The 13,635-nt window shown below is 71.5% G+C and carries 11 protein-coding genes; 8 read left to right on the top strand and 3 right to left on the bottom strand.

Annotated features, from left to right (window positions below):
* Window positions 1-136: 136 nt before the first annotated feature.
* The 8 genes from infC to HHX31_RS20715 all read left to right on the top strand — a co-directional run bounded on the left by infC (window position 137) and on the right by HHX31_RS20715 (window position 7,750).
* Window positions 137-754, top strand: a complete 618-nt coding sequence (gene infC, locus HHX31_RS20750) for a translation initiation factor IF-3 (protein ID WP_396711431.1) — start codon at window positions 137-139, stop codon at window positions 752-754.
* Between the two features lie 141 nt (window positions 755-895).
* Complete coding sequence (gene rpmI / locus HHX31_RS20745) at window positions 896-1,090, top strand: 50S ribosomal protein L35 (protein ID WP_169949986.1); 195 nt, start codon at window positions 896-898, stop codon at window positions 1,088-1,090.
* A gap of 22 nt (window positions 1,091-1,112) precedes the next feature.
* Window positions 1,113-1,493, top strand: a complete 381-nt coding sequence (gene rplT / locus HHX31_RS20740; RefSeq protein WP_169949985.1) for a 50S ribosomal protein L20 — start codon at window positions 1,113-1,115, stop codon at window positions 1,491-1,493.
* A gap of 69 nt (window positions 1,494-1,562) precedes the next feature.
* A complete protein-coding gene (locus tag HHX31_RS20735; protein WP_169949984.1) occupies window positions 1,563-2,396 on the top strand; it encodes an RNA methyltransferase in 834 nt (277 codons plus the stop codon).
* Window positions 2,397-2,491: 95 nt separating this feature from the next.
* Window positions 2,492-3,586 (top strand): ATP-binding protein, encoded by a 1,095-nt coding sequence (locus tag HHX31_RS20730; RefSeq protein WP_169949983.1) that lies wholly within the window; start codon window positions 2,492-2,494, stop codon window positions 3,584-3,586.
* A gap of 107 nt (window positions 3,587-3,693) precedes the next feature.
* The gene (gene pheS, locus HHX31_RS20725) at window positions 3,694-4,794 is read left to right on the top strand and encodes a phenylalanine--tRNA ligase subunit alpha (RefSeq protein WP_169949982.1); all 1,101 of its coding nucleotides are present in this window, start codon (window positions 3,694-3,696) and stop codon (window positions 4,792-4,794) included.
* Window positions 4,794-7,364: a phenylalanine--tRNA ligase subunit beta gene (locus tag HHX31_RS20720; protein WP_169949981.1), complete on the top strand. Its 2,571-nt coding sequence runs from the start codon at window positions 4,794-4,796 to the stop codon at window positions 7,362-7,364. The genes pheS and HHX31_RS20720 overlap by 1 nt, the downstream gene beginning before the upstream one ends.
* 140 nt (window positions 7,365-7,504) lie before the next feature.
* Complete coding sequence (locus tag HHX31_RS20715) at window positions 7,505-7,750, top strand: hypothetical protein (protein ID WP_311932136.1); 246 nt, start codon at window positions 7,505-7,507, stop codon at window positions 7,748-7,750.
* 5 nt (window positions 7,751-7,755) lie between these two features.
* Here the strand turns inward: HHX31_RS20715 and HHX31_RS20710 are convergent, their stop codons facing one another.
* From HHX31_RS20710 to HHX31_RS20700, 3 genes are all read right to left on the bottom strand, one after another.
* A complete protein-coding gene (locus tag HHX31_RS20710) occupies window positions 7,756-10,935 on the bottom strand; it encodes a penicillin acylase family protein (RefSeq protein ID WP_169949979.1) in 3,180 nt (1,059 codons plus the stop codon).
* Window positions 10,936-11,207: 272 nt separating this feature from the next.
* Complete coding sequence (locus HHX31_RS20705; protein WP_396711365.1) at window positions 11,208-11,819, bottom strand: Uma2 family endonuclease; 612 nt, start codon at window positions 11,817-11,819, stop codon at window positions 11,208-11,210.
* 273 nt (window positions 11,820-12,092) lie between these two features.
* Window positions 12,093-13,259: a polysaccharide deacetylase family protein gene (locus HHX31_RS20700; RefSeq protein ID WP_249346222.1), complete on the bottom strand. Its 1,167-nt coding sequence runs from the start codon at window positions 13,257-13,259 to the stop codon at window positions 12,093-12,095.
* Window positions 13,260-13,635 lie beyond the last annotated feature (376 nt).

Raw genomic sequence — 13,635 nt, 5'->3', positions numbered from 1 at the left:
ACCGCCGAAAGGCGGACGGGTCAAGGATCACAACGGAGTTTTCGGCAGGAGAGCTCAGTGACCCCGCATGCGTGACGTGCGGGGTTTTCGTTTTTCCCCGCGCGGTCGAGACAAGCGGAAGTCTTTTGGAGGTCCCATCAGCACCGAGCCCCGCATCAACGACCGTATTCGCGTGCCCGAGGTGCGCCTCGTCGGCCCGAACGGCGAACAGGTCGGCATCGTCTCCATCGGCGACGCGTTGAAGCTGGCCCAGGAGAGCGATCTCGACCTGGTGGAGGTCGCTGCCACGGCCCGCCCGCCCGTCTGCAAGCTCATGGACTACGGCAAGTTCAAGTACGAGTCGGCCATGAAGGCGCGTGAGGCCCGCCGTAACCAGGCGCACACGATCATCAAAGAGATCAAGCTCCGGCCGAAGATCGACCCGCACGACTACGAGACCAAGAAGGGTCACGTCGTGCGCTTCCTGAAGGCGGGAGACAAGGTCAAGGTCACGATCATGTTCCGGGGCCGCGAGCAGTCCCGGCCCGAGCTGGGTTTCCGGCTCCTGCAGCGCCTCGCCGAGGATGTCACCGACCTGGGGTTCGTCGAGTCGCAGCCGAAGCAGGACGGTCGCAACATGATCATGGTGATCGGGCCGCACAAGAAGAAGGCCGAGGCGAAGGCCGAGAAGGCCGCCGCCAAGGCCCGCGGCACCGAGCAGGAGGCGGCCGAGCCCGCCGAGGCCGCCGAGGAGCAGGCCGCTCAGCCGCAGTGACGCCCGCCTGAACCACCAGGCGGGGCGCCGCATACGTACACGGAAACCGAGACCGGGACGGTCTCGCGGAGTAAGGCAGGCCGCCGACCCGGGCTACCAGCCCGGGCCGTCGGCACGGACGAAAGAGGAGAGACGGCTGACATGCCGAAGATGAAGACGCACAGCGGTGCGAAGAAGCGGTTCCGGCTCACCGGAACCGGCAAGGTTGTCCGCCGCCGCGCCAACCGGCAGCACCTGTTCGAGCACAAGCCGTCCACTCGCACGCGCCGTCTCGAGGGTGTCGTCGTCATGTCCGACGCCGACACCAAGAAGATCAAGAAGCTGCTCGCGAAGTAACGACCCGGGGAGATAGAACAACATGGCACGCGTGAAGCGGGCGCTCAACGCCAAGAAGAAGCGCCGGGTCGTACTCGAGCGGGCGAGCGGTTACCGGGGGCAGCGGTCGCGCCTCTACCGCAAGGCCAAGGAGCAGATGCTCCACTCGATGACCTATGCGTACCGGGACCGCAAGGACAAGAAGGGCACGTTCCGCCGGCTGTGGATCCAGCGGATCAACGCCGCGGCCCGGGCCAACGGCATCACCTACAACCGGTTCATCCAGGGCCTGCGCCTGGGCGGCATCGAGGTGGACCGCAAGATCCTCGCGGACCTCGCGGTGAACGACGCCCAGACCTTCGCCGCGCTGGTCGAGGCCGCCAAGAAGGCGCTCCCGTCCGACGTGAACGCGCCGGTCGCCTGACACCTGCTCCAGCGAGGGCTCGCCGTCCGCGGCGGGCCCTCGTCCACGTATAGGGGGGAACGAGCGGGCATGGCGGAGCTCACCAACATCAAGTCGCCGCGCGTCAAGGCGGCGAGAAGGCTGACCAAGCGCGCGTTCCGCGACCGCGACAGGGCGTTCCTCGCGGAGGGGCCGCAGGCGGTCCGCGAGGCTCTCGCGGTCAAGGACGTCACGGTCGAGCTGTTCACGACGGCCGAGGCCGAGACGCGGCACGCCGACATCGTGGCCGCCGCCGTCGCGCAGGGCGTTCCCGTCCACCGCGCGAGCGGCGAGGTCATGGCGGAGCTGACCCAGACCGTCACCCCGCAGGGCCTGGTGGCCGTGTGCCGCTTCGTGCACGTGCCGCTCGCCGAGGCGGTGCCGCACGGGACGCGGCTCGCGGCGATCCTCGCCCACGTGCGCGACCCCGGCAACGCCGGCACGGTCCTGCGTACGGCCGACGCGGCGGGCGCGGGCTCCGTGGTGTTCACCGACGCGTCGGTGGACCCGTACAACGGCAAGTGCGTGCGGGCCAGCGCGGGAAGCCTGTTCCACCTGCCCGTCGTGACCGGAACTCCCGTGGCGGACGCCGTACGGCACGCGCGGGAGGCGGGGCTGCGCGTGTTCGCGGCCGACGGCGCGGGCACCACGACGCTCGACGAGATCGAGCTCGGCGTGCCCACCGCATGGCTGTTCGGCAACGAGGCGTGGGGACTGCCGCCCGAGCTGCTCGAGCTGGCCGACGAGGTGGTGCGCGTCCCGATCTACGGACGGGCGGAGAGCCTCAACCTCGCCACCGCCGCCGCGGTCTGCTTGTACGCTTCCGCGCGCGCTCAGCGGAAGACCTTACATTCCGTGGAAGATCCCACTACCCCCGGGCGCTGAGGCTGCTGCCGGGCGCGGGAAACCCGCTATTGTCGGCGAAGGAGTCGCGCCGGACGGCGGCGGCGCGCAGTTCCGGAGCTCGAGGAGGCGGTCTCGTGCGAGGTGACGACACCCCCGGGGGCGCCCTTGACGGGGACCCCGGAGGGCGGGCGCTCATCGACGCCGACGACCTTCCCGACGGCCTCGTCGCCACCGACGCCGACGGCGTGATCCTCGTGGTCAACCGCGCCGCCGAGCGGCTCACCGGAGTGTCCCGCGAGGCGGCGGTGGGCAGGCTCGTCGGCGACGTGCTGCCGCTGCGCGACCAGGACGGCCGTGACTGGTGGAAGTGGCTCGACCCGCAGGGCGGGCTGTCCAGCCGCAGCCGCCAGCCGGAACGGCCGCTGCACCTGCCAGGACGCCAGGAGATGCTGGTGGCCGCGCGTTTCGTCCGCGCGCCCCGGCGCGGCGGGCGCGTGGAACGCGTGGTCATCACGCTGCGCGACGCCTCGGCGCGCGCCAGGATCGAGCGCAGCCGCGCCGACCTCGTCTCGACCGTGGCCCACGAGCTGCGTTCGCCGCTGACCAGCGTCAAGGGGTTCACCGCGACGCTGCTCGCCAAATGGGACCGCTTCACCGACGCCCAGAAGCGCGTGATGCTGGAGACCGTCAACGCGGACGCCGACCGGGTGACGCGGCTGATCACCGAACTGCTCGACGTCTCGCGCATCGAGTCGGGCAGGCTGGAGATCCATCGTCAGGTCGTGGACGTGCCGGCCAGGGCCCGCAGGATCATCGCGGGCCGCGTGGCGGCGGGGGAGCCGGAGGACCGCTTCCGGCTGGAGATTCTCGGCGAGCTGCCCGAGATGTGGCTCGACCAGGACAAGATCGACCAGGTTCTCGCGAACCTGGTGGAAAACGCCGTGCGCCACGGACGCGGTACGGTGACCATAGTGATAGAGCCGGTCGAATGGGGAGTGGCGGTGTCGGTGCGGGACCAGGGTGAGGGCGTGGCGCCCGAGCTGGTCGGCCGTGTCTTCCGCCAGTTCTGGCGGGGCAACGGTCGCCGCCGCGGGGGGACCGGCCTCGGCCTGTTCATCGTCAAGGGCCTCGTCGAGGCACACGGTGGCACCATCAGCGTGCAGCGCGCGCCGGGCGGCGGCGCGGAGTTCCGATTTACCTTGCCCACCGGCACCCCCGACTTCGCCTGAGCTTTTCCACAGGCGCATCGCGCGAAGGACGGCCCGGTGGGCTGATCGGACTAAACTGACCACGCTGAGCGCAGGGCGCTCGCAGCCCCTGGATACGGAGCTCTCTCTTGTCGAACACCTATGACCCGGTCGAGGTGACGCCGCTGCACGCCGACGAGGTCGTGCAGGCGCAGGCCGACGCCCTCGCCGCCATCGCCGCGGCGCGCGACCTCGACGATCTGAAGCAGGCCAGGCTCGCGCACGCGGGCGACCGCTCGCCGATCGCACTGGCCAACCGTGAGATCGGCGCGCTGCCGCCGGCGGCCCGCGCCGAGGCGGGCAAGCGGATCGGCGCGGCGCGCAAGGCCATCGGTGAGGCGCTCGCCGCCCGCCAGGCCGAGCTGGAGGCCGAGCGCGACGCGCGGGTCCTCATCGAGGAGACCGTCGACGTCACGCTGCCCTGGGACCGCGCGCCGCGCGGCGCCCGGCACCCGCTGACCACTCTGCAGGAGCGCATCGCCGACGCGTTCGTGGCGATGGGCTACGAGGTGGCCGAGGGGCCAGAGCTGGAAGGCGAGTGGTTCAACTTTGACGCGCTGAACATCGCCACCGACCACCCGGCCAGGTCCGACCACGACACGTTCTTCGTGGAGAGCGTCGAGTCGGGCAAGGTGCTGCGCACCCAGACCTCGCCCGTGCAGATCAGGGCACTTCTGTCGCGCCCGCTGCCGGTGTACGTCGTGTCGCCGGGCAAGACCTTCCGCACCGACGAGCTCGACGCCACGCACACGCCGGTCTTCCACCAGGTCGAGGGCCTGGCGGTGGACAAGGGGCTGACGATGGCGCACCTGAAGGGCACGCTCGACCGGTTCGCCGAGGTGATGTTCGGCGCGGGGATCACCACCCGCTTCCGGCCGCACTACTTCCCGTTCACCGAGCCGTCGGCCGAGCTCGACCTGCGCTGCTTCGTCTGCCGCGGCTCCTCGGCGGTGCCGGGCAACCCGCCCTGCCGCACGTGCAAGTCCGAGGGCTGGATCGAGTGGGGCGGCTGCGGCATGGTCAACCCGCGCGTGCTGATCGCCTGCGGCGTCGACCCCGCCGTCTACTCGGGCTTCGCCTTCGGGATGGGCGTCGAGCGGACGCTGATGTTCCGCCACAACGCCGAGGACATGCGTGACATGGTCGAGGGCGACATCCGGTTCACCCTGCCGTTCGGAATGGAGGTCTGATGAAGGTCCCGCTTTCATGGCTGCGGGAGTACGTCGATCTCCCCGCGGTCACCGCCCAGGAGGTGGCCGACCGGCTCACCGCCGCCGGCCTCAAGCTTGAGGCCATCCACTCGCACGGCCACGAGATCAAGAACGTCGTGGTCGGCCGGGTCCTCGAGATCGAGGAGCTGAGCGGGTTCAAGAAGCCGATCCGGCACTGCAAGGTCGAGGTGGGCGAGGCCACGCCGCGCGAGATCGTGTGCGGCGCGACGAACTTCTCCGAGGGTGACGTGGTCCCGGTCGCGCTGCCGGGCGCGGTGCTCCCCGGCGGCTTCGAGATCGGCTCCCGCAAGACCTACGGGCGCCTGTCCGACGGCATGATCTGCTCCGAGGCCGAACTCGGCGTCGCCGAGTCCTCCCCGGGGATCCTGGTGCTGCCGCCGGACACCCCGATCGGCGCGGACGTGGTCGAGCTGCTCGGCCTGCGTGACGACGTGCTCGAGCTCGAGGTCGCCACCGACCGCGGATACGCCCTGTCGATCCGCGGCGTCGCGCGTGAGGCGGCCATCGCGTTCGGCGTGCCGTTCCGCGATCCCGCCGCGGTCGAGGCGCCGGCGGACGGCGGCGAGTCCTGGCCCGCGTCGATCGCCGACCCGACCGCCTGCGACCGGTTCGTGCTGCGCACGGTCACCGGGTTCGACCCGGCGGCCGAGTCCCCGCTGTGGATGCGGGTTCGGCTGGCCCGTGCAGGCATGCGCTCGGTCTCGCTGGCCGTCGACGTCACCAACTACGTGATGCTGGAGCTCGGCCAGCCGCTGCACGCCTTCGACCGATCGCGCCTGACCGGCCCGATCGTCGTACGGCGGGCCAGGCCGGGCGAGAAGCTGGAGACGCTCGACCACGTGGTGCGCACGCTCCACGACGAGGACATCCTCATCACCGACGACTCCGGCCCCATCTCGATGGCGGGCACCATGGGCGGCCTGCACACCGAGATCTCCGACACCTCGACCGACATCGTCGTCGAGGCGGCGCACTTCTCCGCCACCGGCATCGCCCGCGAGTCGCGGCGGCACAACCTGGTCAGCGAGGCGTCCAAGCGGTTCGAGCGCGGCGTCGACCGGGAGCTGCCGCTGGCCGCGTCGTGGCGGGCCGTCCAGCTCCTGGCCGAGCTCGGCGGCGCTGTCGCGGAGCCGGGAGTGACCCACGCCGAGGTGGAGGCGTCGCCGGTCTCGATCACCATCCCGGCCGACCACCCCAGCCGCGTGGCGGGCGTGGCGTACGAGCGGGAGGCCGTGATCCGCAGGCTGGAGCAGATCGGCTGCACGGTGACCGAGGGGGCCGCGCCCGCGGCCGCCGCCGGCGCCGGCGTCGCGGCCACCGGCGTGCTCGCCTCGGGCGACCTCGCCGGGCGGCTGGCCGTCCAGGGCGACGACCTGATCACGGTCACGCCGCCGACGTGGCGCCCCGACCTGACCGACCCGAACGACCTCGCGGAGGAGGTCATCCGGCTGGAGGGGTACGACCGCATCCCGTCGGAGCTGCCGCCCGCTCCGGCCGGCGGCGGGCTGACGGAGGAGCAGCGGCTGCGCCGCCGCGTGGGCCGGGCACTGGCGCACGCGGGATACGTCGAGGTGCTCGCCTACCCGTTCATGGGTCCGCGCGACCTCGACAACCTGCTGCTGCCCGCAGACGACGCCCGCAGGCGGGCGACCCGGCTGGTCAACCCGCTCAGCGAGGACGAGCCGTACATGCGGACGACGCTGCTGCCCGGGCTGCTGAAGACCCTGGTGCGCAACGTGGGCCGCGGCTTCGCCGACGTGGCGCTGTTCGAGTCCGGGCTGGTCTACCGGCCGGAGCCGGACGCCCCCGCCACCGCTCCGGTCCTGGCGGTCGACCGCAGGCCGACCGAGGAGGAGCTGGCGGCGATCGAGACGGCGCTGCCGAGGCAGCCGATCCGGGTGGCCGTGGTGCTCGCGGGCGAGTTCGAGCGCTCCGGCTGGTGGGGCGAGGGCAGGCAGGCGTCCTGGGCGGACGCGGTCGAGGCGGCCCGCACGGTCGCGCGTGCGGCGGGCGTGGAGCTCGGCGTCCGGGCCGACCAGCACGAGCCGTGGCACCCCGGGCGGTGCGCCGCGCTGACCGTCGCCGACGCGGAGACCGGTGAGCAGGTCCTGGTCGGTCACGCCGGCGAGCTGCACCCCCGGGTCGTCGAGGCGTACGGGCTGCCGCCGCGCACCTGCGCGATGGAGCTGGAGCTGTCGTCGCTGGTCCCGGCGGGGCCGGTGGACACGGCCGCGGTCTCGGCCTATCCGGTCGCGACGCAGGACGTGGCCCTGACCGTCGCCGCCTCGGTGCCGGTGGCCGAGGTCGAGGCCGCCCTCCGGGAGGGCGCGGGCGCGCTGCTCGAGTCGATCAGGCTGTTCGACGTCTACACGGGCCCGCAGGTGGGCGAGGGGAACAAGTCCCTGGCGTACACGCTGCGGTTCCGGGCCGCCGACCGCACGCTCACGGCCGAGGAGACCACGGCGGCGCGGGACGCCGCCGTCGCCGTCGCCGCGCAGCGCACCGGAGCCCAGCTCCGCGGCGCCTGAGCGGCACCGAGTACCACGGGCGGGCGCCGGCCCCGGTGTGAATTCGCACCGGAGCCGGCGCCCGCCGTTCCTGGTTCTGAACAATTCCGGTGCCAATGCCGGCAGAGACGCCCGGGAAGCGATCGAGTTCCGGAGGAGCGGTGCGTCACCTACTGGTGTTCCCCGAGCGGGACAGCGCGGAGGAGTCCGCCGAGGCCGTGGCCGAGCTGTTCCCGGCCGTGGGCGTGCCCGCCGTCGTCCGCGAACTGCTCGCGGGCGAGGACGACGCCGAGGACGCCCAGTGGGTGGTCGTGGTGGACGACCCGGACGACGCGCTCGGCCCGGCCGGTCTCGCCCGGCTCGACGCCCTCGCCGAGGAGGGCGAGGGCTGGCGCGAGCCGGGCTGACCGTCCTATCTTCCGTACACCTCGAAGGAGTACAGCGAGTAGCCGTAGCCGGTGCCCCGCTTGACTCCCTGCATCCGCACGTGGCGCGCGCCGCCGGGCGCGAACGTGACGGTGTCCACGCCGCCGTCGCCCGTGGTCGTCTGCGCGACGGTGGTCCACGTGGCGCCGTCCGCCGAGGTCTGGATCCGGTACGACGAGGCGTAGGCCGCCTCCCAGCGCAGGATCACCCGGCCCACGGTCTTCACCGAACCGAGATCGACCTGGATGTACTGGTTGTCGCTCCACGAACTGGCCCACCGGCTCGCGGGATCTCCGTCGACGGCCTTGGCGGGGCTGTAGGAGCCCTGCGTGCTCGACGCGCTCGCCGTACGGCCCAGGGCGAAGTCGGTCACGTCGTCGCCGCGGTGCGCGGGGAACGCGACCACCTGCTGGTAGGTCGGCCGGTTCTGCCACGAGATCAGCGAGTGCTTGACGCCGCCGAGCGGCGCCTGCCGTACGGCGTCGGCGCACCACTGGTCGCCGGCCGAGCAGGAGTCGTCCGCCGGGTAGGTCGTCGCCGCCGGTTCCGCCAGCGCGGCCGCCAGGCTGTCCAGCAGGACCGTACGGCAGGCCGCCACGGTGGCCCCGCAGTACTTCGCCGGCAGGGGAGCGGCCACCGGGTCGCCCAGCACGGCCCGGATGTCCTTGTCCACGTAGCCCCACCAGCCGTACTGGAACGACGAGCCCTTGTGGGGCTGCGCCTCGTTCGCGGAGCCGGGCAGCGAGGAGACGTCGCCCCGCTGGTGCCCGGACGGCGACTCGTTGATCTGCAGCGCGTTGACGAGCGCCTGGTAGAGCCCGTCGCCCAGGCCGGGCCGGAACTGTGCCCGGACCAGCTTCGGCCACCACGCGTCGAAGATCCGGATGGCGTCGGCGTGCGCGTACGCCTTGCTGCCCTTCGCGGTCTCCTGCCGCTTCGCGCCCGCGGCGGCCCAGGCGGACAGCTTGGCGACGGCGGAGGCCAGGGCGGGATCGGAGACGGAGGCGCTGCCGACGACGCGCAGCAGCCCGGGCAGCACCTTCCACCCGCGCAGGTCGGTCGTCGCGGCCGACGCCATGATCTTCACGACCCCGGCGCGGTCGAGGGTGCCGGAGGACAGGGCCGCCCGCACCGGCGCGTCGAGGAGGTCGCCCCGGTGGACGGCGCCGAAGCTGAAGTTGCCGTCGGCCGCGCCGAAGTCCTTGGCCTGCTTGTTGTTCCAGCTCACGAAGTAGTCCTGGTTGACCGCCTGCGGATGCGCCGACGGCGGGAGGTAGGACGCCGTGTTGTCCGCCGGGTTGAACCCGATCCACTCGTGCGCGGCGTCACCGGCCATGGGCAGGTTCGGGTCGGACACCGCCGAACGCACGGGGACGTTGCCGGACATGAAGTACGCCGCGTCGGTGGAGTTCACGTAGAACCAGTTGAACGCGAAGCCGATGGTGGAGGCCGAGGCGCGGAACGCGGCCGCCGACCCCATCTCGGCCGGGTCGTTGAACATCTGGAACCCGATCGCGGAGTCCGCCTCGTGCTGGTAGGTCGAGCGCAGCGTGGTGAACGCCGTCGGCACCCCGCCGACCGTGCCCCGCCAGGTCACCAGGCCGTACTTGGTGCGCTTGACGACCAGTTCGTACGACCCGGCGGCGGTGGAGTCGGCCGTGTTGGGTTTCCACGAGTTGGTCTTCTTCAGGGTCTCCATCGCGGTGCAGGCGCCGCGGTAGAGGTAGTGGTCCGACGAGACCGTGGGCGTGCCGCCGCCGGGGTCGCACAGCGTCACCGCGTACGTGTCGGTGATGTCCTCGCCGGCGGAGGTGGCGCTCCAGGCGTAGTCGGTCCCGCGGCCGAGCAGCACGTAGAGGTTGAGCCCGGCGAAGGCCGCGCCGCGTGCCCGGATGCCGGGGCCGGAAAGCTCTTCCAGCATGAGCAGTTGCGGCGCGAAGTAGCCGGTCTGGGGGCCGAACACGGCGATGGGGTGACCGCCGGTGGCCTTGGCGGCCGACACCACGATGGCGTTGGACATGCCGGGTTTGGAGTTGTCGACCGTGAACCCGGTCAGCGCGCCCGCGGCCTGGCCGGCCGCGGAGGCGGCGGTGCCGGTCTCGTTGGCCGTGATGTCGACGGGCGTGGTCGTGCCCGCGTCGGGCAGCACCACTCCGGTCGCGCCGGCCGGGGCCGCCCCGAAGGGGAAGCTCTGCCCGTCGTGCAGGGTCAGCACGGTCTCCGGGTCGTTCTGGGCGCGGAAGGCCGCCCACACTCTGTCCCCCTCGACGGCTCCGTACTTCGCCCGCGCAGCCACGCGGACGAGGGCGGACTGCATCTCGGCGCCGCCGCCACCGCCGAACAGGCCGCCGATCACGCCGGAGATCGCGATCAGGTCGGTCATCCGGAAGTCGTCGGGGCCGCCCTTGTTCGTGATCGCGTCGAGGTGGCCGGTCAGCACGTACTCGCCGGGGCAGTCGCGGTCGGCCATGCAGCGGTCGATGTACGCGTTGATCCCGGCGACGTAGTTCTGCACGTCGGCGTACAGCTGGGCGCCTCGGGCGCCGGTGGTCCGCAGCCGGTCGATCTGGGCCTGGAGATCGGCCTCGGTGTAGGGGGAGTTGCGCCAGACGCTCTGCTCCAGTTCCCTGTTGCCCGGCGCGCCGCCGGCGAACGGCGTCAGCTCGCCCCGGCCGACGTGGCGCATGAGGTCCATGAGCCACAGGCGGTCCTGCGCGCCGGCGTATCCGGCGCCGAACATCGTGCCCTCCCGCGTGGTGCCGGTGATGTGCGGGACACCGGTCGCCTTGTCGCGGACGATGGTGACGTCGGAGCGGGGGCTCACGGTGCTCTCGACCTGGTTCGCCGGCACGCCGAAGCCGCTGTCGTTGAAGAACGCGGATATCTGCTCGTCGGTGAGGCCGGTGTAGCCGGAGACGAGGTCCGCGTACCTGCCGAGCTGGTCCTTGCTGTGGGCGGGATAGGTGCCGAACGCCTGGTTGCCCAGGATGTCGACGAGCGTGGCGTCGCCGTTCTGGCCGGGCGGCAGGATGTCCGCGCACTGGCCGAGGCAGTAGTCGTCGGGGGGATAGTAGGGGGCGGCGGCGGCCGGCGCCGCGGGCAGGCCGACGGCGACCAGGGCCAGCGCGGCGGCAGCGGTGATCGCCCGTCGAAGACGCGCGTGCATGGGGGAACTTCCCTTCGCGGTGTCAGGGGGTGAAGGGACGGTGGGGGTGCTTGTTCACGCGCGTGAATGTGAGCCGTGCTCAACTCCGGACGATACGCGCGAGTAAGGAGAGGAGCAATGCCTCGGTTCGCCGCGATCGTGACCGGCCCCGCCGGTCGGGACCGCCCGTGATCGTGCGGGGATCACGCGAGAAGCGTCCGCGCCGGCGCCTGTGGCCTCCGGCCGTGCGACGCCTCGGCGGACCAGGGGAGCGGCCGGCTCGCGGGCGAAGCTCAGAGAGTGTCGATCTCGGTGAGGTCGATGTCGACCTCGAACGGCAGCGACAGTTCGAGCCGGTCGTGGTGGATGCCGGTCAGCGCGTACGCGGCGGTGGCCGGGTCGAGTTCGTAGACGTAGACCGTGGGCCGCCCGGACTGGTTCTCGACGCGCCAGAAGTGTCCGATCCCCGCCTCGGCGTAGAGTTGCGGCTTGCGCTTGCGGTCCCGCTCCTCCGAGTCCGGCGAGACGACCTCGACGACCAGGAGCACGTCATTCGCCTCGTACGCCGTCTGGTCCGGGCCGCGATCGGCCTCCGCCCGGATGACGCACACGTCGGGCTCGGGCCGCTGGCGCAGGCCCAGAATCACGCTCATCTCGCGGCGAACCCGCAACGGCCGGGGAAGGTGACGCCGCAGTCCCGCGGTCAGAAGATCGACGGTGCGGGTGTGGAAGGAGGCTTGGGGGCTCACGAAGACCAAGCTTCCGTCGATCAACTCTGTGTGCGCAGGTAGTTGCGTCATGTGATCGAGGTCGGAGGCCTTGAAGCCCTCCTGGGGAGGAAAGACCCAATCCGGGAGGCCGTGGGTGTCGTTCATGGGCGCTTCGCTCCATGCCTCAGCCGTCATGTCGCTCACGGTAGCAACGCGTGAGCGTCACGCGAAGTGATTCCCCGGCTGTCCCCTGCCGGAACGCGGGTTCTCCGAGACGGCCGCCGGGGGCAATGGAGGAGACCTGGAAAGCGGGAGGGTGCGGCGCTCCCCCGGAAGAGCGCCGCACCCGGCTTAGAGGGTCAGCCGACCGGCAGGAGACCGGCGGCAAGGTTCATACCGACAAGGGGCGGCCGGGTCGTGGCCCGCGGTGCGGCGGGGGCGTTGCGCACAGCGGGCCACGGGTGCGGGCTACCTGTTCCAGGTCCACTTCTGGTTGTTGCCGCCGTGGCAGGAGTACAGCTGGAGCTGGGTGCCGTTGCCGGTGCCGGCGCCGGCGGCGTCGAGGCACAGCCCGGACTGGACGCCCTGGATGCTGCCGTCGGAGTTCACGCGCCACTTCTGGTTGTCGCCGCCCCAGCAGGAGTAGATCTGGATCTTCGCGCCGTTGCCGGTGCCTGCCGCGTCCAGGCACTTGCTGCCGTACACGCGGATCTCACCGGCCGAGGTGGAGCTCCAGGACTGGTTGGTCTGGCCGTGGCAGTCCCACAGCTGCACCTGCGTGCCGTCCGAGGTGCTCGCGTTCGGCACGTCCACGCAGCGGCCCGATGCGACACCCCTGATCGGCCCGCTGCCGTTGCCGCCGGAGGTGGGAGTCGCGCTGGGGGACTGGGGGACCGTCGGGGACGGGGAGACCGGTCCGCCGTCGTCGGGAGCGACGGCGCGGCCGGTGGACGGCGAGATCATGCCGGCGCAGAGGTTGCGGCTGCGGAGGTTGGCGGCGATCTGGGAGATGGCCTGCACGGTGGTGGAGTACTGGTCGTGCATCAGGATGATCTGGCCGTTCTGCAGGCGGCCGGCGGCCTGGACGATGGCGGAGGTGCTGGCGCCGTTCCAGTCCTGGGAGTCGACGTCCCAGATGATCTCCCTGAGGCCGAGCTGCTGTTCGACGGACCTGAGCGTGGCGTTGGTCTCGCCGTACGGGGGCCGGAACAGCTTGGGCGCGGAGCCGGTGGCCTGCTGGATGGCCTGCTGGGTGCGCTGGAGCTCGGACTGCATCTGCGAGCTGTTCATCTGGGTGAGATGGGGGTGGGTGTAGCTGTGGTTGCCGACCCACATGCCGGCGTCCACCTGGGCTCGGACCAGGGACTGGTTGTTCTGCGCGTTCTGGCCGATGTTGAAGAAGGTGGCGCGCAGGCCGTTGGCCTTCAACGTGTTGATCAGGTTCATGGTGTTGCTGGGGTTAGGTCCGTCGTCGTAGGTCAGTCCGACGTACCCGCCGCTGCAGTCGGCCGCCTGTGCGGCGGTGGCGGACAGGGTCACGGTCGCGAGCGCCGCGGTGACGACGCCCGCGAGCGCTGTGGCGAGCATCTTGCGTAAGCCCGCTCGTCTTGCGGTGGGCATGTCGCTGTCGGCCATCTCTTGCTCCTCGTGTCAGGGGCTCTGATCGGACACCGGAAGCAGGCCTGGGTGGCACATCGCCGTCCAGGAGGCCGCGCCGCCCGGCCACGGTGGTCCGCCGGGGGCTCATTCTGGGAAACGCCGTTGAAACATGTCAAAGGGTGGTTAGAAATATTTCAGTGACGGCCGGTCAAACGGGTCGCACCGCCGGAAGACCATGAACCTTTCACGACATGCACCCGCCTTGACCGGGTCCCCGGGCTCACCTGCCCACGGCGGCCACCGCCTCGGCCTTGATGAGGATGTCCGGCCGGAACGGGCCTCGCCGGTCGTGTGACCGGGCGGGCGTGGAGGGAATGCTGACGCTGCGGCTCGGCCGGCGCGCCCGGACGGA

The sequence above is a fragment of the Microbispora sp. H11081 genome, assembly GCF_012999535.1.
Classification (GTDB): Bacteria; Actinomycetota; Actinomycetes; order Streptosporangiales; family Streptosporangiaceae; genus Microbispora.
This window is presented reverse-complemented; position numbering and strand designations above follow the sequence as displayed.